Raw genomic sequence first — 18,987 nt, 5'->3', positions numbered from 1 at the left:
ACTCAGGCGGCGGTGACCGACACCCAGTAGCGCGTACGATAGACCACCTTGACCGGAAGGCTGTAGGCAAGGCTGGCCAGTACCTGATCGGTATTGTCCAGCTGAAAGGCGCCACTGACCGGCAAGCGCGCAATCTGTTCATCGCAACGCACCAGCCCCGTGCGATAGCGGCCCAGCTCCGCCAGAAAACGGCTAAGCGGCAGGCGATCGGCCACCAGCACCCCCTCTGCCCAGTCGGCTCCGTGCGGATCTACCGGTTGCGGCAAACCGGCGCCACGGCTGTCAAAGCGCAATTGCTGACCGGCCTGGATCAGTGGCCTGCGCGCGCTGCTGCGCGGCTCGATCTCTACCGCGCCAGCAAACACCTGAACCAGCGTATGCTCGCGCTGCTGACGCACAACGAAGCGGGTACCCAACGCCCGTACCCCACCGTGTCGGGTCAGCACCCGCAGCGGCCGCTGCGGGTCGTGAGACTGCGCCGGATCGGCGCCGGTATCGATCAGCAACTCGCCGCGATGCAGGCGGATCAGGCGCTGGGTGCGGTCATATCGTACGTCCAGCGCCGTATCGGTATTCAGGGTCAGCTCGCTGCCGTCGTTGAGGGTCAGGGTACGTTGCTGGCCGGTACGGGTGGCGTAATCGGCCTGCCATTCCCGCCATGGCAACACCTGGTAACCGGCAACGCCGGCCGGTACCACCGTCATCAACAGCACCAGCGACTTGATCGCACGGCGGCGCGATAGCTCAGTGCGCTCGCTCAGCACCGACATGCCCAACTGTGGCGGCACCAGACCAAACTTGTCATTTACCTGCAGGGCGCGGCGCCAGGCCTGTTCATGCTGATCGCTGCGAGCCCGCCATTGGGCCAGTTGCTCGGCCAGTTGCGGGTCCTGTGCGGACTCATGCCAACGCACCAGCCATTGAGCGGCTTCCCGAATGACAGCGCGGTCCAGAGCCTCGCGCGGGTGGCTGGATGTCAGGGGGTCAGCAGTATGCATTGCTCAAAGGCCTCCGCCATGTCGCGTTTGATGGTGCGCACACTGACGCCGAGCAGCTCGGCGATCTGTGCATAGGTCAATCCTTCCAGTTGGGCGAGCAAGAACACCCGGCGCGCGCGGGCAGGCAACCCGTCGAGCAACGCGTCTATCTCATGCAGGGTTTGCAGCAGCACTGCCTGGACTTCCGGTGACGGCACCTTCGGCTCGGGCAGACTCGCCAGGGTTTGTTGCCAGGTCTGTTCAAGGGCCCGCCGGCGCAAGTGATTGGATAGCAGTCGCCCGGCAACGGTACGCAGGAAAGCCCGTGGCTCGTGAATCGGCTCAACGCTAGCGACATTGCGCGCGGTGAGCACTCGGATAAAGGTATCCTGTGCCAGGTCCGCCGCATCGTGCAGACATCCCAGACGCTGACGCAGCCAGCCAAGCAACCAGCGATGGTGCTCTGCGTAGAGCGCGCCGCACTCCTCCCGTGCCTGATCTCCCACCGTCATGCCACTCAATCCCTTTGCCTTGGATGCGAATAATTCTCATTGTAGGGATGCTCGCAGGCAGATGCAACGACTGGGTGCGCAATCCGTCGGTTACCGCGCCTGATGCGCAGCGCAAAGCTGGCAGCTCGCACGGCTGGCAGATAAAATACCCGGCTTCAAAGAATGGCAGACCATGCCACCGCTCTCCCGTGAGGTCCCTGATGTCCACCCCGTCCAACGCCCCTAAAGTGGGCTTTGTTTCCCTTGGCTGCCCCTGCGATAGCAAAAATAAACAGCGGTTTGCGCGCTAATCCACTCCTTTAAAATCAAAGACTTGCGTTATATTTTGGGGACGATTTACCCCGGAATTTAACGCCGTAGCGAGGGATTCGAACCCTCGGAGAATGAACCCAGCACCCGCGCAGGCCCCGCTGCGCCTGAGTACGACGCAATTCGCCGGGCGCTCGCAGGCGTGCAAGGGCGTGCGTAGTGCCCTAAGTTTGTCCTAATCTCTTCGCTGGCTCAACGAATCATACTGCGCCTCACACGCCAGCCCCGCTACTCGTCGTCGGTCAGCCTCTGCTGCCAACTCTCCCGCTCGCGCATCAGCCCGGTCGAGCAGCTTGGAATACAGTATGAGGGTTGAGCGGGCTGTCTGGCTTCCGGCGTCAGAGCAGGTATCCGCGCTGGCTCGACGGGTACGCTCGGCGAGTTGCTGCCGCAGGCTGTCAGCAGCGGCATTAGCAGCAGCGGTATCAGCCTCAGCCTGCTGGATCTTGTTTTTTGCATCACGTCGTATCCCCTCTACAGCGGCTGCGCGCCGCGTCTCTTCTGACCGGGCCTGCCATTCGGCTGCTGCCCGCGCCTCTGCATACTCCGCACCGAGAGCGATGTATTTGCTCTCCCAGCGCGCCCCCTGCCAGCTCCACCCCACCCCAAACCCCAGCAACACCAAGGCGAGCAGGCCGGCGATCTGCAGCCAGAGCTTGTATTTACTCAGCATGCCCGGCCTCCTCGAACAGAGCGCGCTCATCCGCTCGCCGATTGACCAGCCCTGGCAGCACTTGGCCGCCGCCATAAACCCAGCGATCGAACTGCTTGGCCGCACCCTGGTAGTCGCCGTGATTCAGCAGGCGCAGCAGCGTGGACTGGCGAAACGCGCCGACGCCAACGTTGAATGCGAAGGACGCCAGGGCGTCAAACTGGCCCTGTGTCAGCGGCACTTTGACACCAAGGTTTACCGCCTGCTCGAACCGCTGCAGGTCGGCCAGCAGCAGGCGCTCGGCCTCCCCTGCTGTGATCCGCTGTCCGCGCTGCACGCCACCTGTGTGTCCATAGCCGATGGTCCAGATTTTTGCCGGGCACAGATAAGCGTCCATCCGCAGCCCCTCATGCTCTTTGATGAGCGCGAGTCCTTGTTGTGAAACTCTCATTGGATCTCCAGGCACAAAAAAACCGCCGAAGCGGTTGTGATGGGCTTAGCGTTTTGTCGAGTTAGCCAGCGACAGCGGCAGCCCAGCAGGGCATGCTTGACCGGCTCTACACGGATGTGGGCATGTACCGATGTACCGCCGGGTTTTGCAGTACCGGCAACCTCAATCGCTCCAGATTCGCCGGGGCGTTGTCGGTGCATCTATCATCACAGAGGCAATCAGCGAAACGTCCAAATTAAACTCCGTGCAAAGATTGACGTGCCAGCCGGGCAGCGCCGTCGGCGCCTCAACCTGATTCCCCTCTTCGTCCCATACTCCGCCTTCGAAGAGCGTACCCAAGGTATCGATATGCACACCCGGCGCTGGTTCGCCGCCCACAAGAAGCAATCCAGCTGCGACCAAAGTTGACGTGACCTCTTCGGCGGTTTCTGCTCGCAAGTAGTAGTGCCAGTAATTGGTCATGCAATCAGCCTCGCAATCAGTGACGCAGGTAGCTCCTTGCGGAAGTAAACGATTCTCCGGATAAAGCCATTAAGGTTCGCGCCTATGATCAGAGAAGTTGCACTTGGGTCGGACGTGTAGGCCACTGCGTACTTTTTGTTTGACGCACTATCAACAACGACCTCAACCCCGGCAGCCTTTAGAGCAACAGCATCGATCGCGCCCTCGCACTCAATGAACAGGGTACCAGCGCCCGCATTCCACATATCCGCAAAAACAGTGCTGTCGATTATCTGACTTTCCGCAGCAATAGTTACTGATGCGCTGGAGGGAGTGGCTATCTCCGGTTGGCGCTTGTTATCTCCGACCCTGATTGAGGGAAAATCAATTAGACAGGAGTCGCCAATAGTTCCTCCATTGTCGAAACCAAGTAGCCGCAGTGACGGGGACGTCGCGGCTGCAGTGACGGTAAAGGTGAATGCCCTCTTGACCCAGCCATCCGGTCTGGTGAAAAGAACAGCGGAGTCGTCTGTTACAGAGTTCAGTGATGTTCCGCCGTCATAATAAGCCAGCTGAAAGCTACCGGACCAAGTTTCATACTTTGTCAACACAGTAATGGTTGCCGGGCCTGCAGGTAGAGGACTTGCTAGGTTAAAGTAGATCTGGCGCGAAGATGCACCGGTTAACGTTGCTCTTGTACAGTTTCCACCATCGATTCCTTGTCCGGATGCAACTTCTACAGCCACTCCGCCGCCGCGCGTCCAGGCCGTCAAATTGCGGTTGTAGCCTGCTAAGTTGCTATGGCTGCCCCACTTCTGGTTACCTTTTGCGGCATTTGTTACCGGATCAAACGCCAGAATTAACTCGTCAGTACCTGCGGTGATGAGGTCACCTGCGTCGTCCCAGTAGGTTCTGCCGGCTGGTGCTGAATAGTTATTGACGATATCCGCCCATGGCTTCTCAACCAGGGCGTTATAGGTAGGGTCGAATATCCGATATCTGTCGTTGATGTAGTCGAGATCTAGCCCGCCGTACGCAAGTACAAGCCAGCCCCAAAGGATGGGGTCAACGTAATCGCGGAAAGGGTCAAGCTCGGTCAGAGCGCCGCCGGAGGCGTTAATAGCATCGCGCAACAAATCCTTTGTTTCATCCAGATAGACCAGCTTATCCGCCGTTGCCATCAGATCACCTCGCCGTTGATTGCGTCGAGCGCCGCATCAATATCACCGACTACCGCCGCGATCTTCGCGTCCACCGCGTCGTTGTCCGGCACCTCATCGCCGCCGCTACCCATGTTTGCCAGCGCGGCGGACCCCAGCTCATCCAGCGTCACCGATGTCTGCACCCAGACCGCCGCCCCTGTTGCTGCGCTCAGGCAGAGATAGGACTCGCCGGCCACGATGTCGAACCAGCGGCTGCGCGGCTCATAGCCCTCTGTCTCGTCGTTGTCGACGGTCGGGGCCACGCTCGCGGAGAGGTTGTCCTGCACCGCGTCGGCCTTTGCCGCCAGCGCGGCAGCCAGCGCAGTGTTATCGCCGGGGCTGCCGGTGATGTCAGCGAATGCAGTCGATGAGCTAGCGATCCATTCCAGCCAATCGGACCCGTCGTAGCGGTACGTCAGCCCGTCCGCCAGCACTTCCTTTTTCCAGCCTTCTTTCGGGGTGATGACAATCCAGCCGCTGCCAGTGCGGTACAGCGCGAGACGGTCGGCAGCTGCGCCGGTAATGCCCGCCCAGGCATCAGCCATGATGTACAGCGCGCCATCTGCCGGGCTGCCTGGTGCTGCGGTCAGCGTTTTGCTGATGACGGGCGTCTGCAGCAGGGCGTCGATGATCGCGAACGTGGCGTTTGCGTTGAGGTACTGATTTTGCTGATTGGCCAGCTCTGTCAGATTAAGGTTGGGTGTACTCACAGCGTTACCTCATAGGCATAGCCCCGCCCTACCGTCTCGCTCAGCTGGTAGATGCGGAATGTGATGGATGATTGGGGGCTGCCGAAGTCAGTGGTCTGGTCTGCGGCTGAATAGCTGAATGCTTCTGTTGCGGTCTCGATCGTGCGGACTACATTCGCGCCATCCATCACGTCGACTTCAAACGCCTGTGTGGCCTCGCCAACTGGGGAGACAACACCGCTTGACCACCAGTTGCCGGACAGCCTGCTGCGACGCACAAACGTAGCCGTCAGGTTGCCGCTGCCGTCGCGCGTGGCGCTGGCGTCCACTGGGCTCAGCGGCTCAAGGTTGACGCCCCGGTAGGTGAACGGGACGTCGTCACCGGTATCGATGCTGGCCCGCTGGGTAATGCCGCGATACAGCCGGTCAATGCCGATCAGCTCTGCGGCCATGCCGATGAACGCGTTGTCCGGGTCACCCAGCAGAATGAACCAGTCACCCGGCTGGTGCAGGCCGGTGGCCCACTCAGTGCCTTTGTCACCTCGCACGAAGTCGGACAGCGTGTAGCTGCCGTCGGCCTGCAGGTCGGCATTCTGAAAGCGCACGATCTCCCACCGGCCATCAACGCCATAGGCGGCGTAGTTGTAACCGGCGAGCAGCTGGTCGCGGGTGATGCTCTCCAGCGCGCCGCTGATCATGATGACGTTGAGCTGGGTCTGGTCGATCAGATAGCCGTCGTGCTCCGTCAGGGCGCCAGGCGTGGAGCCAATAGTGCACTTGGCGGACCACGCCTGCAGGTCTACCCAGGTCTGGCCGTTGTCGGGCGAGCGATACACCACGCCGCCCGGCCAGCCGCCGGTGTAACCGGTGAGCGTGCCAACAAAGCCCGGCGCGTCCTGGACCGTCTCATCAACAACGGGTATATCCAGCGGCACGAACAGCGACGGCCCGGCTACACCGATGGTGCCGGGCGGCGTCTGACCCTCGCCGCCCGAGGCGTTCGGCGTGTAGGCCGCCGCCGCGTTGGGCTTGGCCTTGACCTCGATGCGGCCGTCTTGCGTGTACTCCAGCTCGCTGGCCAGCAGCTCATAGTCGGCCTCCGGCGTTTGCACGGTGATGACGTCGCAGGGCTCCAGCGCGAGATACGTCGGCGGCAGGGTGAACGATGCGTCGGTGCGCTCGAGCCAGGCGCGCGACTGCAGCACTTCGGCAATGCCTGCTGCCTCATCCGCGCCCAGCACCAGGGCCAGCTCGCTCTCAACCTCGTTGACGGCATCGGTGTTGATGCGCGTTGAAGATTGCTCGCCGATGTCGTACTCGCGGGCCGCGTCCAGGTATTTGACCACGGTTTTCGCCGGCAGCTGGCTGTCCATCTCGCGCGCCATTTTGAACACGTCGCCGGGCGTGTCGCTGGCGGTAGCGCCAAGATCCGCATACGGCACAGTCAGCACGCTGGCTTGGCCGCGCGGTACTGCTTTGAGCTTGTAGCCAGACGGAATGATGTCGAACTGGTAAGCAGCGGCCAGCGGCTCCAGCGCTGCGCGGACAGAGCCGCCGGTTACGCGGTAGCCCTTGACCTCCTGAGTGAGCGTGGTGACGTCGATATCGGCAGCGGTGAGCAGGCCGGACAGCTCGACCTCTTGCTCGATGACGTCCGCCAGAAGCGAGTTGTCCGAGCTGGAGCGATCGCTGATCTGATAGACGCCGACATTCGTGATACCAAAACTGGGGGCATAAGCATGCACCGGGCCGCGCACGGTTGCCGCCGAGGCTGAGTCAATCAGCTCGGCAGTCGTACCCGAAACGTCATAGACCCTGACCTCACTCAGGTCGTGCACCAGCATGCGCCCGCCGTAGCAAGCGAACGGAGACGCCTGAACGCCAACCGTGCCGGTGAACAGCACCTCGGACCACAGTATTGCCCCGGTCTCCGGGTTCAGCTCGCCAACAAAGCTGTCGCTGGTGCCGTGACGGATGTACACACGGCCTGTGGTCGGGTCCTCTGCGATGAAGATGGAAGCGTAGTTGACGAGACCCGGAACCGTGACCGGCACAAGCTCAGAGCCACGGACCATCAAGAAACCGGTGACGGTCTGGAACCAGTACGAGCCGCCGGCATAGCTCCAGATGGCAGAGTCCCACGACGTCGGCGCGGGAATCTCGCCAGAAAACTCCGGCACGTCGCCGCCGGTAATGTCGTTGACTATGTCGTGAATGGCAAAATTCGTGGTCCCGTTGATGGGCCTGGCCTTATAGGCCCCAATCGACGTGGTGCCAATCCTGACGATTCTCGCAGTGCGGCTGCCAACCTTGATCAGCGCGCCATCGTGGTTGTAGGTGTTGAAGAACATCCGGGCCTGGCAGTACTCAGTGCCGCCGATCTCAACAAACTCAGTGGTCGCGTGAGTGGCGGTGATGAATACCGCGCTGTCGGCGTAGACGGGCTGGCCGTCATACTCGCGCTCATACATGAAGCTGGGGGCGGCGTTGTCGGCCGCCTTCACCAACTCCACCCGGAACTGCGCGCCCTCCAGGGTGTTGCCGTAGTCAGTCAGCTCAAAGTCGCGGAACTCGATGTAGCACAGCCCGCGGTGGCCGGTGGCGTTGCCCACGCCCACGTCCGCCTCATAGCGCGCGGTGGGCAGCTGGTCGTCTGAGCCGCTGTAGAAGGTCCAGTTGCTGCCAAAGGCATTGCCAGCAATGATGGTTTCCAGATCGTCGCTGCCGGCGTCGTACAGCAATTTGTCTGAGCACCAGATCCGGCGAATGCCAGCGACCGGCCCCTCACACAGCCCCAGATGAAACGTGGCGTAGTAGGTGTACTCCTTAGTCGCGCTGGAGCCACCGCCCTTGCCGCCGCTGCTGACCTTGCGCACGCGCTCGCGCAGCTTGTTGTTTTCCAGCCACAGCACGTTGCCGCTGACAACGATCTTGCTGTGTATGCGCGCAATGTCCGCCCCGTAGGTGCTGGTCTGGATGCTCAGGTCAGACAGGCGCGGGCCGTCATAGCTGATGCCAACGCCGCCGACAACAGCGCCAACGCCAGCGCCCAGGGCGGCGCCATACATTGCGCCGGCTGGGCCACCGACGAAGAAGCCGATCGCACCGCCGACAATCGCGCCAATTGCGCTTTCTGTGCTCATGCAGCGACCATCCTGTACGCGCCTGTCACGCGGGTGCGATTGAGTGCGTCAAGCCGGTGGCGAACCACGCGACCAGACTCTGACGTGCTGTGAATGATGTAGGGGTGCCCGCGTTCAAAGCCGGCGTGCAGGGCGATGTGCTGCGGGTCGCGCGACATGCGCATGATCAGCCAGTCACCGGGGCCGGCATCCGCAAGGGCAATGCGCTGCAGCGATGGCTGGCTGTCCAGGATGCGCTCCAGCTGGCCATCAAAGGGCGTGCGGGGGTAGCCACGCTCATCCTGATGCCGCAGGCCGAGGCGCTTGAAGCAATGCACTAGCAGGCCTGCGCAGTCCATGCCCACGCCGGGCACGCGGCCCTGATGCATGAAGGGCGTGCCCATGCACTCCAGCGCGGCGGCAATAATGTCGTCTGGCGTCATGCTCCGCGCCCTCGCTGGGTGTATTGGGTTTTGCTGGGGACGTCTGGCTGGCCGCCGGAGTTGACCGTGTTGCCGTACTTGTCGCGGCAGTCCTCACGGCGCTTGCGGCACCCCGGAATGGCCTCATACTCATCGCCCACCTGGGCCGGATACGGCAGGGCCTCATGCAGGGTGAACACCCCGCCGGCAAACACCTTGATCTGCGTTGGCTTGAGCCCGGCGTTGTTGCCGGTGGTGAAGCGGATCTCGCCGTAGCCAAACCAGTCGTCCGCCTCTGCCCTGCTGCTGTCGGTGAACTGGTACTGGCTGGCCACCGCTGTCAGGGCGCCGGTCACCAGGTAGTCGGCCAGCTGGGGGCCGTCTGGGTTGGCGCGCGGCCCGGTGCAGCGACTGCGGTCAGTGGCAATCAGGCTGCCACCCAGGTGCTGATCGAACAGCGTCCACGGGCACGATGGCGAGTAGTTGCGGCCTACCTTCTGACTGAGCACATCAGCCATGCTCATCAGCTGCACGCGGTACCGGTGGTCGGTGATGTCCACCTTGCCGAAGAACATCAGGGCCAGCTCTTCCTCATCCTCAACCGGCGCGGCCCAGCTGGTGGCAAACACGTACACCCGGGCGTTGTCATACGCGCCCACCTGCAGGTCATCCAGGGTGATCGCCCCGGCCTGCAGGATGCCGTCCAGGTCCACGCCGCTGCCCGACATGTCGGAGGTAGCGGCCATACCGCTGAACTCATAGCCACTGGTGGCCTGGTAGACCTCTCCGTTACTCATCTTGAGCGCCACGGGGTAGCTGGTCAGCCTCACAACCGGCTGATCGCCCACGGGCTCAATCCGGGCGCAGTAGGTCCGCGTCCGGTAATCGGCAACATGTGATTTCATTGGGGGTGCCTTATCAGGGGTCCAGCAGCTCGATCAGGCGCAGGCCTGTTACCTCGCGGTGACGCGGGTCCAGGGCTGTTACCTGAAACGTAGAGTCAAACGCGCACGGGACATCAAACTCACAGCCACCGGTTACCACCTCCCCGGCAATGGGGTTGGTTTGCACTGTGCCGCCGCTGACGTAAGCGCCGAATGCGCTGGAGTTGATGGCCACCGTGATGGCGGTGGGTGTCCTGGCCGTGATCAGCGCGCGCAGGCCATTGATTTGGGTCATGCCCACTACGGCGCTGATGACAACAGACTCGCCCACAGCAAAGGTGTTGGCTCCAACCGTCAGCACAGCCTGCGCTGCCTGGCTGATGCCGGTGATAGCGCGCGACTTGTTGGCCGCCATCTGCACCTGGCCGGTGGTGCTGTCGACCGAATACTGCGCTGCCGGCAGCACCAGCCCCGCCACGGCAATGGCCCATTGGCCTTGCACCGGCTTAAACAGGGTGCGGCGCGGGCGGCCAATGTCTGGCAGTGCCGGCTTGTCGCGTCCGTACTCCTTCACCAGCTGGTAAAGGCCGGGGCTAAGCTCATCCAGGGTGCAGTCCAGTGCGCTGTATGCGCTCTTGCCGTCATTGGCGGTGGTGAAGTCATCCCAGCTAAACACACGGAAGCCAGCAAAGCCGCCATAGGTGCGGTGATACAGGCTGGCCACGGAGTCAGCCAGCTCGCTATCGCGCTTGATGTAGCCAACATCAAACTCGCGGTACGGCTTGCCGTTGATCAGCCACACATACCGCGCGCCTCCCTGCGTGGTGCTGGGGGCAAGCATGTAGCTGTCCTCAGCCTCTGCGCCCACGCGCATGCAGACGTCAAGGCGTTCCTCAAGAAAAGCCCCCATCAGCTGTACCTCTGTGCTTGTGCTACGCCTTGGGCCACGCCCCGGCGCACGGATGATTCAGCTCTGCGCACCTCGCGCGCGTCGCGCATGCCGCTCAGGTCCACGCTGACCGATATAGGCTGCCCGCCGCCACTGCCAGAGCGCTGGCCGGCGCGGATATCCTCAAGCACGCGGTCCATCTTGGCGCTGGTCTCGGCGGTGGTGACGCGCTCGCCTTTTTCGAGTAGCCAGGTACCGGTCTGGGGGATGCTGTCGATGCCTTCGTGGGCCATGCCGGCCAGGGACACTGCCTGCGCAGCGGCTTGCAGCGCCCCAGTTTCTGCAGTTGTGATGGCGACGGCCGGAATGTTGGCCGGGAACGGTGCAGAAGCCCAGGCCTTGGCGATGGCCGGAAAGCTCTGTACCAGCGTACTGGCAATGGAGTAAGCCTTCTCGGAAGCGAATAGAGCCTTGTAGGCGGTACTCTGCTCGCCGGCGAAAACCTTTGCTAAGTCCGCCATATCGCCGAAGAGCATTGCAGCCGTCTCCAGCTGCGCAGCGCGCCTCGCTTGCTCTATCTGCGCAAGGCGGTCCTCATGCTCTTGCTTTAATGCCAGCTCCTGCTCATCCCACTGCGCCGTCAGATCGGCACGCTCTGAGCGATAGTCCTCAAGCATCTCAAGCTGGGACTCATACCACTTGCCCAGCTCTTTCTCGGCATCATCTAGCTTGGACAGCTCGCCTGCCGCACCACCAATCTCAGGTGCAAGCCCCGAGAACGTTGGCGCGTCCGAGAAGGCGGCATCAGCGGCCCGCTCCAGCATTTTTTGATACTCATCGCTGCTGATGCGGTACGCGCCGGCCATGGCATCGAGAACAGCTATCCGATCATAAAAGGTTTCGGTCAGCTTCTCTTCGTCAGTGCGCAGCTCTTTGACCAGTTCAAGATATTGATTTTGCTCTTCTTCCGCCCGTTCAAGCCCATCAACCAGCGACAGCAAAGACTTTGCGTACTCCACCTGGGTATCAGTCGCGCCCTGCATCTGCAGGTCGTAGATTTTGACCTGATCCGCGCTCATGCCCCACGTGATCGCCGCGCGCTCAAGGGCCGTTAGCTCTGACTGTATAGCGGCAGCTGCTTTTGCAGCCGCCTTGGCAGCTTCTTCGTTTTCGTCCGAGAATCCGATCAGCTCACGGCGAGTTCCCCCGGCCTGCTCCCGCAGTGTCTTAAGGAGCTCGGCAACTTTGTTTAGGTTGCTGTTCGGATCGTCAACCTGGTTTCCACTACCAGCGCTCCAGATTCCATCAAGAACAGATGCGTACTTGTCCGCGCTAACGGCAATGTCGTCAAAGCCGACTTCAATGGCGCCCTTGAAAGCGTCGAAGTTCTTGGCCACCTTGGCGCCAATTACGCCAGGCGCAAGCGGGCCATACAGCAGGTCGCTAGCCTCAACTCCCGCAGCATTGAAGCCCGCAGCCATCGCGGCAATACCCTTGCCGAACAGCTGAAACGCGGCGTAGGCGCCAAAGGCTGCAGCCGAAATACCCTTAACCACATTGCCCAGCGTCTCGCCCATCTCTGCGGCGATGTAACCATCGGCGGTAACATCACCAAACTCGGTAGCCAAGTCAGCAAGCACCGGAAGCAAGGCGTCGGCGATCTGATTCTTGAAGCCTGCCGTCGCCTGCTCTGAGATAAAAATGGCTGCGTTCAGCTTATCCACGCTGTTCAGCGTGTCGTTGCCGATGATGGCGCCTGCCTGCTCAGCCTGATCACCCAGCAGCTTGAAGCCGGCACCGCCGTCACGCAGAAGCGGAATCAACGCCGTGGTATCACTCGCCATGCTTTCCAGGTAAAACGACATCTGCTCTTGCGATGCGCCCGCCTTCTCCAGGCTGTCGTAGTACAACTGCAGCGCCTGCGGGCCAGAAAGGCCACGGAAGGCATCGGCTGTCAGGTCAATCTGCGGAGCAATCTGCTCGAAGAAGTCCTTCATGCCGCCGCCACCGGTTTGCTGAAACTCCCCGACCTTCTCGGTAAAGTCCTTCAGCTGATCGGCCAGCTTTTCCTGACTGATGCCAACCACATCAGAGGCGATCGCATAGCGCTGGAACTCCTGCACTCCGGCGTTGGCAATCTGCGCCTGCTGGGTCAGTGTGTTAGCCAGCTGCACCTGCGATGCAACCAGGGCAACAGTGGCGCCCGTCACGGCACCAATAGCAACGCCTGTGGCTTTGCCGACGGTTTTCAGGTCTTTCTCTACCTGCTTACGCCATTTGGCAGACGAGCGCTCTGCCTTGTCCATGCCCTGCACAAAGCCGCCCACCTTGGCGACCAGATCCAGCGTCAACACGCCGAGCGACTTCGATGCCATTCCTTTTCTCCGGGCAATAAAAAACCCGCCGAAGCGGGTTATGATTTAGTTAGCAAGTTTCAACTACCAACGGATAAACAGGCTTGATAAGCCATATTGCCAAACTCCGTTATTTCGCGCCGTTTAGACTCGTCAGAATACCGAAGGTCTCGGTCATAGGCTGAGAGAACCAGCTCTCTGGTCACTGCCTGATACGCGGGATCCTGCTGATCAGCAGCCATCATCATGGCGGCCATCGGCACCTCAGACTGTCTAGCCTCCATGATTTTCATCGCGGCAACCGAAACCGTCGCGCATTCGTCAGCAAAAGCGCCACAGGACACCAAAGCTAATACAAATAGATACTTAGACACGCCTATTCCTCCCTGATTAACAGGGATGAATGTAGCACCACGCTAGCTCGCAGCCAAACGGACTATACCCGTTCCACCGCCGGGAGAGTGGATTGCAGCTGCCACGCCCACCCGATCACCCCGACACGCCCATTTCCGAGCTAATGGAGCAAGCCCGCAACGCCGGAGCGCTAGACGAATAACCCCTACCGCCCTCACCCCCAAGACGCCATCGCCTCTTCCAGCGTCAGATCCGGCACGTCAAAGTGCGGCATAAAGTCGAGAGGCTCGTGGTTGCCGTGCTTGCTGTGGGTGTTGGCATACATGGCTGAGAGCCGAGCAACTGCGGCCTCGGTCATCAGGCCGGCGTTGAGGCTGCCGCGCTTGGCCCGGTAGGCCTGCCACACCCTGACCTCAGCCAGCGTCAGGGTGCGCTTTGCCTGCTCTATGCTGCGGCCACCAATGCCGTGCATGACCAGCTCGCAGAACAGCTCATCTTCATCGCTCAGCTCTGGGGCTTTCCCCCGGTGCTGACCTCAGCAATGACCGTCAGCAGGGCCATGGTGAGGTTGCCGTCCAGAGCAGCGCCGCTGCGGATAGGCCGCCCTTGTTCATCTAACTCCGGCTTACCGTCTGCGCCAGTGACGATGGGGCCATCAGTAATATCCTGAGGCGTAAAGATCGGCTTGCCGTGCTCATCACAAATACAGGAGGCAATGCGGCCAGCCATGGCGTCTCGCTGGCCCGCCAACGCTGCCAGATCAGATACGGCAGAGTGATAAGACAGTGGACGCACAAACACAGTGCCGACTAACTCTTCGCCACTCTGCGTCCAGGTAATCTCGCGTTCCACCGGGGCGCCAGTGAAGGCGCCCGTCTGCTTGAGGGTTTCGAGGTTCAGGTTCATCAGTTCACCTTACGGGGTTACTTTCTTGATCCAGGCGGCAGGGCCAGAGCGCTGAATGGCCACGGCAGTCTTGACGGAGGAGTTGATCGGGAAGTCGAACGGGAAGTCATTCACGTAACCGTCAAACAGGAACCAGGTACGCGTGGTCGGCAGCTCAAAGTCATCTCCCTCGCTGTTGAGGGTGGGCGGAATATCAAAGCCGTCTGACCAGCCCAACGCCCACTTGATGGAGTCGTATACCTCATCATCCGACTCCGCCGCCATGTGCAGGCGCACGTGCGACTCAATGCGCGAGTCTGCATCAATGGTGAAGGTAGCCTGCGACGGGGTACGCATACCGCGCAGAAACTCGCGGGTGAACTTGTCCAGGCACTCAACCGTAATCTGGTCTGCCGGGTTGCCGCCGCCGTTGAAGTTGTTCATGCAGTCGATCTTGAGCACTTCCAACACTGCCGGGTCAGCGACGGTAGGCATCAGCCCATACAGCTGCGTGCCTTGGGTTTTCATTGCCATGGTGTTTCTCCTTGCGGGTTTTTGGGTACAAAAAAACCCGCTCAAGGCGGGTTGTTCGGTGGCGACCTGTCAGCGCTCGACAAGCCAGTCAACGTCAAAGCTGTAGCGGTAGTGCTTGGTTTCCGGGTCGCGGCTCAGGCCGCGATTCGATACCACATAGGCGCTACCCTCAATGGCATCGCGGATGGCCTTGGCCACATCGCTTGCGCCGGTGGCCGTCTCTGCCCAGCAGTCGATCTGCAGGCTGTAGCCGTCCATATTGGGGGTGTCGCCCAGATAGTTCTCCGGCGCACCGCCGATGCCCTGCCAGATGGCGTAGGGGTATGGTGTGCCCTCATCTGCCTCGCCGGGATATAGCCGCAGCGGGGCGTTGCCCAGCAGCGCGGTAACGGCGGGGCTGGCTTTGCACAGGGCAAAGATGGGCGCGTTCATGCTCGCCTCCCTTGCCGGTTGGCGCGGCGTATGGCGCGGGCCAAGGACTTTTCATACTCCGTTGCGAACACGGTGATGGCCTCGCCGATGTTGTTCTCCAGCGCGGGCCGCATTGCGGGCTGGGCGCGCATCTTCTGGGTACCGAACTCCAGCAGGCGCCAGTGCGGCGTTGGGCCGTTTGTGCCTTTGTCCGGGTTGCCGCGCTCACGAATAACGGAGCCATGCAGCACACCTACCCGAAACCCCAGATCGCCGGTCTGCTTGTTCAGCCGTCCGTTCCAGCGCTCGGCAACATTGGCGGCGATACTTCGAGCAGTTTCCTCATCGTCGACGCGTAGCCAGTTTGCCTTTGCTTTGTCGCGGATAAGCTGCGCTGCCTTGCGCAGCGCTGTACGCCCGCCCTTGCGCTTGGTCTCGTAGGTGACCTCGCGAAGGGTGGCCACCAACTCATCCACGCCAGTCAGGCTGAACTCAACACCATCAGCCATTGCGCACCCCCTCGCTCACCGGCAGCGTGACGTACTCGCGCCCGCTCTTTGGGTCTGTCAGCACGCCGTGAACGCTATACACCTGCCCGCGATGCACTGCCCGCATGGTTGCCGACAGCCCCTCACGGTAACGGGTGACGATGCGCGCGGTGATCTGCGATTTAGCTGCCTGGGCGGCTACCAGATCCCGAGCAGACAGCGGCTCAAAGCTGGCCCATACGGTGGCCAATTCCTGATAGCCAGTGATGACGTCCTCGCCGGTGGCGTCATCCTGCTCTTTAATCGGCACTTCCAGCCGGATGCGGTGGCGTAGTTTGCCGTTGCGCATGTCACACCCCCAGCCCGACGCGGTACATGTGCAGTAGGCGCTCGACTGTCGGGTTGGCGGTAATCACCGAGCCGTTGGTGGCGCCCTCCCGGTTCTCATACAGGTCGCCGACAATCAGCAGCACCGCGGCCTGTACCGAGGCAGGGAACACGTCTTCGCTGCTGCTCTCATCCGTCCAGGGCACCGGGCGGTTGAGGTATTGGCTGACGTGATCCATGGCTGCATCGAGCATGCGCTGCAGCTCTGGGTCGGTCTCGCTGTCGGGGTTCAGGTCCAGCCGCAGGTGCTGCTTGATGTCAGTCAGCGTGATCATGTTGGTACCCAAGCCTCATTAACAGCCCACGGCCTTGGCTGGCCGTGAAAACACACCACCGCAGCACCGGCCGGTAAGCCCTTGCCACGGCAGTGCACCTTGTAAGAAACCACTGCGCCGGGCAACACCTGCTGCCAGCGCTGCGGGGTAAGCACCCCAGCCAGAAAGCCCTGGTCGCCCCAGCACTGCGTGGTAACGCAGCGCCGCATGTGGGCAGCGGGGTCTTTCAGCCAGGCGCGCCACACAGCGGCCTTGTCTGCCTGGACGATATACATCAACCCCGATGCTGGCCGCTGCGGGTGGTAAAAGTCGCTGAGCATGGTGGTGGTACCCACCTGCTCAAGCGGAGCAAGATCGCCCGGCACTGCGGTATCCAGATCCAGATACAGCAGGTCACCGGGGATCAGCTCAGGGTCAAACAGGTTGAGCTTTGCCCACCAGCCCGGCCAGTCGTGCCGGGGGCGCACCACCGGCACACCCGGCACATCATCCATGCTGATGCACACCAGCCCCGGCACCTGCGCTGCCAGCCACTGGACGTGCTGCGGCCCGTACTCCTTGCCGCTTTTGAGTACGCACACTCTGGTTACCAAGGGCTTGCTCCAGTTGCATGCGCGGCCACAGCGTGAGAATGCTGTGCCGGCTTGCGTTGATGATGTCTACACCCACCAGCTCTGGGGCCGCCTGGGCAAACTGCGCCGGGAACTTGCCAATGCTGACGCAGTTGCCCAGCCCTGCCGGGTGGTCGCCATGCCAGTGCCGGCGGCCATCCGGGGCGTACTCGCAGTCGTAACCCAGCATGATGATGCGCTTGGCACCCCAGCCCGCGGCTACCAGCAGCGCGCCAACGCCAGAGTTGCGACCGTAGTCGCCCATCAGGCGCTCAGTGCGCTTACCAAAGGTGGCCACCGTCAGCAGTCGCCCGCTGAATGTGTCACGCGCCTCGGCGTAGTGCTTGCGCCACCACGGGTAATCCATGGCATAGAGGGCATCAGCCCACGGCGCTATTCGGAAGCTGGTGTTGGTGACGATGACTGCGCGACCGGCTTTTTCTTGCCGCCACGCGCGGACCTGCTCGACGTCTGCTTCGGTGAGGCTGGGGCCGCTGGCGATGCAGACGACTTCTTGCCAGTCCCCTGCTGGGGGTCAGCCTTGTTGTCCTTGTAGGTAACCAGGCCGGCCTTGCGCAGCGCCTCGGCCTGGGAGTCGTGCTCATCCCACACCTGCCCGCGCTTGAAGCTGTTGCCGTTGTGCTGAAACGAGTGCAGTGCTTTTACTTCAACCATGGTTGCGTCCTCGCAACGGGCGGAGCAGCGCCCCGCCCGTTGTGGTTATGCGCTATCAGGCGCTGGCCGGCAGACCGTCAAAGTCACCTTTGACGAAGGCTTCGGGGCGATACACGGTCAGGCCCACGCGCTCTTCACAGAGGATGGTGACCATGTTCTTCACGAAGTTGTCGCGGTCTTCGGTGGAGACGGTGACCGATACGTCTTCACGGTCCCAGCCTTGTGCGCCCTGCTGGTAGCTACCCACCAGGAAGTCACCCGCATCCATCGCCTGAGTAGCCACCACCGGACGTGCCCACAAACCCGGAACAGCCAGGCCAGTCGGCGTGGTGAACAGGTACTGATTGTCAGTGGTTTTGGTCAGCTCGATGGCCGCCCAGTCCAGCGGGCTCAGTACAATGCCGTCGGCATCGTACTCGGCAAGAGTGACCTGCAGCAGCGCAATGCGCAGACGGTCGATAGCGGTCTCGGCCTGCACCACCACGCCCGGGTTGACGTAGTTGCTTGCCTGCGTATACAGCCCGTTGATGTTGAGGCCAACACCGGAGCCCTTGAGCAGCTGCGCTTCTTCCTTCAGCTTCAGGCCATAGCGCAGGCGCCCGTCGATGTAGCTCTGCAGCATGGCAGCATCACTCAGCACCTGGCGAGACGCCCGCACCCAGTGGGCGATGGTGGCAATGGTCGCGGAGTCCGGCTCAAAGGTAAGATCCGATTCCGGCTTGGGATTCGCCGGGTTTTCAGACACCACATCAGCGTTGTTGGTAAAGCCTGTCTCACGCACGTACTCGATCGAGTTGGAGCCAGTGCGGCCCCAGCTGAGCAGGTCGCGCAGGAACAGGCGGCGCTGGGCAGGCTGGATCAAGCCAACGCGGGTCGGCTCAATCAAGTCACCGGCAGAGCCGATCTGGCTGGTGACGGCTGCTTTGACCGGAGCAGTGAAGCTGCCCTTGGCACCGCCAGCAGCACGCTGAGCGAATGCCTCATAGCCTTCAGCTTCCAGGAAGGTTTCACCCATGGTCTTGGGTGCAGCCGGACCACCGCCCTGCTCCAGCTTGACCATGTGCTGCTCGGCAGCCTGCAGGCGGGCGTTAAGCTGGCCCTGCTCGATCAGCAGCTTGTCGACGCTGGCCTTGGTTTCCTCGGACAGCTTGGCGCTGGCCTTGAGCTCTTTTTCAGAGTTCTCGGCGTAGCGGCGCAGATCATCGCCAACCTGTTTCAGGTCGGCCTGTACCTGCTTGTACTCCTTCTCAACGTCTACACCATCTTCACCCGCGCGACCGTACTGGTAGTGCGCCGAAGACTGACGAACAGCGGCAGGTTCAATAAAGAAGGCCGGCACCACCACCGCAGCGGCGGACAGGGCCAGGGTTTCAGGGGCGATGCCGAAGGTCATCGGGATGGCCGCGGCAATCGCCAGCACCGCCAGAATCAGCGGCGCGCTCAGTTTGAGCTTTTTCATGGGT

Annotated in this window: 24 protein-coding genes; all 24 read right to left on the bottom strand. The window is 61.6% G+C overall.

The window, feature by feature from the left end; translation table 11 throughout:
• Positions 1–2: 2 nt before the first annotated feature.
• Complete coding sequence (locus ASB58_RS07165; RefSeq protein ID WP_118129824.1) at positions 3–998, bottom strand: FecR domain-containing protein; 996 nt, start codon at positions 996–998, stop codon at positions 3–5.
• A complete protein-coding gene (locus ASB58_RS07160; protein ID WP_118130026.1) occupies positions 977–1,489 on the bottom strand; it encodes a sigma-70 family RNA polymerase sigma factor in 513 nt (170 codons plus the stop codon). The genes ASB58_RS07165 and ASB58_RS07160 overlap by 22 nt, the downstream gene beginning before the upstream one ends.
• 484 nt (positions 1,490–1,973) lie before the next feature.
• Positions 1,974–2,471 carry a DUF2514 family protein gene (locus ASB58_RS07155; protein WP_181977879.1) on the bottom strand — a complete coding sequence of 166 codons (498 nt, stop codon included), beginning with the start codon at positions 2,469–2,471 and terminating at the stop codon, positions 1,974–1,976.
• On the bottom strand, positions 2,461–2,901 hold the full coding sequence (locus tag ASB58_RS07150) for a lysozyme (RefSeq protein WP_118129822.1): 441 nt from the start codon (positions 2,899–2,901) through the stop codon (positions 2,461–2,463). The genes ASB58_RS07155 and ASB58_RS07150 overlap by 11 nt, the downstream gene beginning before the upstream one ends.
• 162 nt (positions 2,902–3,063) lie before the next feature.
• On the bottom strand, positions 3,064–3,363 hold the full coding sequence (locus ASB58_RS07145) for a hypothetical protein (protein WP_118129821.1): 300 nt from the start codon (positions 3,361–3,363) through the stop codon (positions 3,064–3,066).
• Positions 3,360–4,523: a hypothetical protein gene (locus ASB58_RS07140; protein WP_118129820.1), complete on the bottom strand. Its 1,164-nt coding sequence runs from the start codon at positions 4,521–4,523 to the stop codon at positions 3,360–3,362. The genes ASB58_RS07145 and ASB58_RS07140 overlap by 4 nt, the downstream gene beginning before the upstream one ends.
• Positions 4,523–5,254, bottom strand: a complete 732-nt coding sequence (locus ASB58_RS07135; RefSeq protein ID WP_118129819.1) for a DUF2793 domain-containing protein — start codon at positions 5,252–5,254, stop codon at positions 4,523–4,525. The genes ASB58_RS07140 and ASB58_RS07135 overlap by 1 nt, the downstream gene beginning before the upstream one ends.
• Positions 5,251–8,376: a phage tail protein gene (locus ASB58_RS07130; RefSeq protein ID WP_118129818.1), complete on the bottom strand. Its 3,126-nt coding sequence runs from the start codon at positions 8,374–8,376 to the stop codon at positions 5,251–5,253. Before ASB58_RS07130 ends, ASB58_RS07135 begins: the two co-directional genes overlap by 4 nt.
• Complete coding sequence (locus ASB58_RS07125; RefSeq protein WP_118129817.1) at positions 8,373–8,798, bottom strand: NlpC/P60 family protein; 426 nt, start codon at positions 8,796–8,798, stop codon at positions 8,373–8,375. The genes ASB58_RS07130 and ASB58_RS07125 overlap by 4 nt, the downstream gene beginning before the upstream one ends.
• Positions 8,795–9,682, bottom strand: coding sequence for a DUF2163 domain-containing protein (locus tag ASB58_RS07120; RefSeq protein ID WP_118129816.1), 888 nt, complete (start codon positions 9,680–9,682; stop codon positions 8,795–8,797). Before ASB58_RS07120 ends, ASB58_RS07125 begins: the two co-directional genes overlap by 4 nt.
• A 13-nt stretch (positions 9,683–9,695) precedes the next feature.
• Positions 9,696–10,571, bottom strand: a complete 876-nt coding sequence (locus tag ASB58_RS07115) for a DUF2460 domain-containing protein (protein WP_118129815.1) — start codon at positions 10,569–10,571, stop codon at positions 9,696–9,698.
• Positions 10,571–12,673 carry a phage tail tape measure protein gene (locus ASB58_RS07110; RefSeq protein ID WP_147336795.1) on the bottom strand — a complete coding sequence of 701 codons (2,103 nt, stop codon included), beginning with the start codon at positions 12,671–12,673 and terminating at the stop codon, positions 10,571–10,573. The genes ASB58_RS07115 and ASB58_RS07110 overlap by 1 nt, the downstream gene beginning before the upstream one ends.
• 311 nt (positions 12,674–12,984) lie before the next feature.
• Positions 12,985–13,278, bottom strand: coding sequence for a hypothetical protein (locus ASB58_RS07105; RefSeq protein WP_118129813.1), 294 nt, complete (start codon positions 13,276–13,278; stop codon positions 12,985–12,987).
• Between the two features lie 194 nt (positions 13,279–13,472).
• Positions 13,473–13,730 carry a phage tail assembly protein T gene (locus ASB58_RS07100; protein ID WP_235827237.1) on the bottom strand — a complete coding sequence of 86 codons (258 nt, stop codon included), beginning with the start codon at positions 13,728–13,730 and terminating at the stop codon, positions 13,473–13,475.
• A gap of 32 nt (positions 13,731–13,762) precedes the next feature.
• Positions 13,763–14,164 carry a phage tail assembly chaperone family protein, TAC gene (locus tag ASB58_RS07095; RefSeq protein WP_118129812.1) on the bottom strand — a complete coding sequence of 134 codons (402 nt, stop codon included), beginning with the start codon at positions 14,162–14,164 and terminating at the stop codon, positions 13,763–13,765.
• A 9-nt stretch (positions 14,165–14,173) separates the two neighbouring features.
• Positions 14,174–14,677: a phage tail tube protein gene (locus ASB58_RS07090; protein ID WP_118129811.1), complete on the bottom strand. Its 504-nt coding sequence runs from the start codon at positions 14,675–14,677 to the stop codon at positions 14,174–14,176.
• Between the two features lie 69 nt (positions 14,678–14,746).
• Positions 14,747–15,109 (bottom strand): DUF3168 domain-containing protein, encoded by a 363-nt coding sequence (locus ASB58_RS07085; protein WP_118129810.1) that lies wholly within the window; start codon positions 15,107–15,109, stop codon positions 14,747–14,749.
• Complete coding sequence (locus ASB58_RS07080) at positions 15,106–15,597, bottom strand: HK97-gp10 family putative phage morphogenesis protein (RefSeq protein ID WP_118129809.1); 492 nt, start codon at positions 15,595–15,597, stop codon at positions 15,106–15,108. The genes ASB58_RS07085 and ASB58_RS07080 overlap by 4 nt, the downstream gene beginning before the upstream one ends.
• On the bottom strand, positions 15,590–15,925 hold the full coding sequence (locus tag ASB58_RS07075) for a phage head closure protein (protein WP_118129808.1): 336 nt from the start codon (positions 15,923–15,925) through the stop codon (positions 15,590–15,592). The genes ASB58_RS07080 and ASB58_RS07075 overlap by 8 nt, the downstream gene beginning before the upstream one ends.
• Before the next feature lies 1 nt (position 15,926).
• Entirely contained in the window at positions 15,927–16,238 is a 312-nt protein-coding gene (locus tag ASB58_RS07070) for a head-tail connector protein (protein WP_118129807.1), read from the bottom strand.
• Positions 16,235–16,831: a hypothetical protein gene (locus tag ASB58_RS07065; protein WP_118129806.1), complete on the bottom strand. Its 597-nt coding sequence runs from the start codon at positions 16,829–16,831 to the stop codon at positions 16,235–16,237. Before ASB58_RS07065 ends, ASB58_RS07070 begins: the two co-directional genes overlap by 4 nt.
• Positions 16,725–17,216 carry a hypothetical protein gene (locus tag ASB58_RS07060; RefSeq protein ID WP_181977877.1) on the bottom strand — a complete coding sequence of 164 codons (492 nt, stop codon included), beginning with the start codon at positions 17,214–17,216 and terminating at the stop codon, positions 16,725–16,727. The genes ASB58_RS07065 and ASB58_RS07060 overlap by 107 nt, the downstream gene beginning before the upstream one ends.
• 26 nt (positions 17,217–17,242) lie before the next feature.
• Positions 17,243–17,524 carry a hypothetical protein gene (locus ASB58_RS07055; RefSeq protein ID WP_118129805.1) on the bottom strand — a complete coding sequence of 94 codons (282 nt, stop codon included), beginning with the start codon at positions 17,522–17,524 and terminating at the stop codon, positions 17,243–17,245.
• Between the two features lie 55 nt (positions 17,525–17,579).
• Positions 17,580–18,983 carry a phage major capsid protein gene (locus ASB58_RS07050; protein WP_118129804.1) on the bottom strand — a complete coding sequence of 468 codons (1,404 nt, stop codon included), beginning with the start codon at positions 18,981–18,983 and terminating at the stop codon, positions 17,580–17,582.
• Positions 18,984–18,987: the final 4 nt, after the last annotated feature.

The organism is Pseudomonas abyssi, assembly GCF_003444685.1.
Taxonomy (GTDB): Bacteria; Pseudomonadota; Gammaproteobacteria; order Pseudomonadales; family Pseudomonadaceae; genus Halopseudomonas; species Halopseudomonas abyssi.
This window is presented reverse-complemented; position numbering and strand designations above follow the sequence as displayed.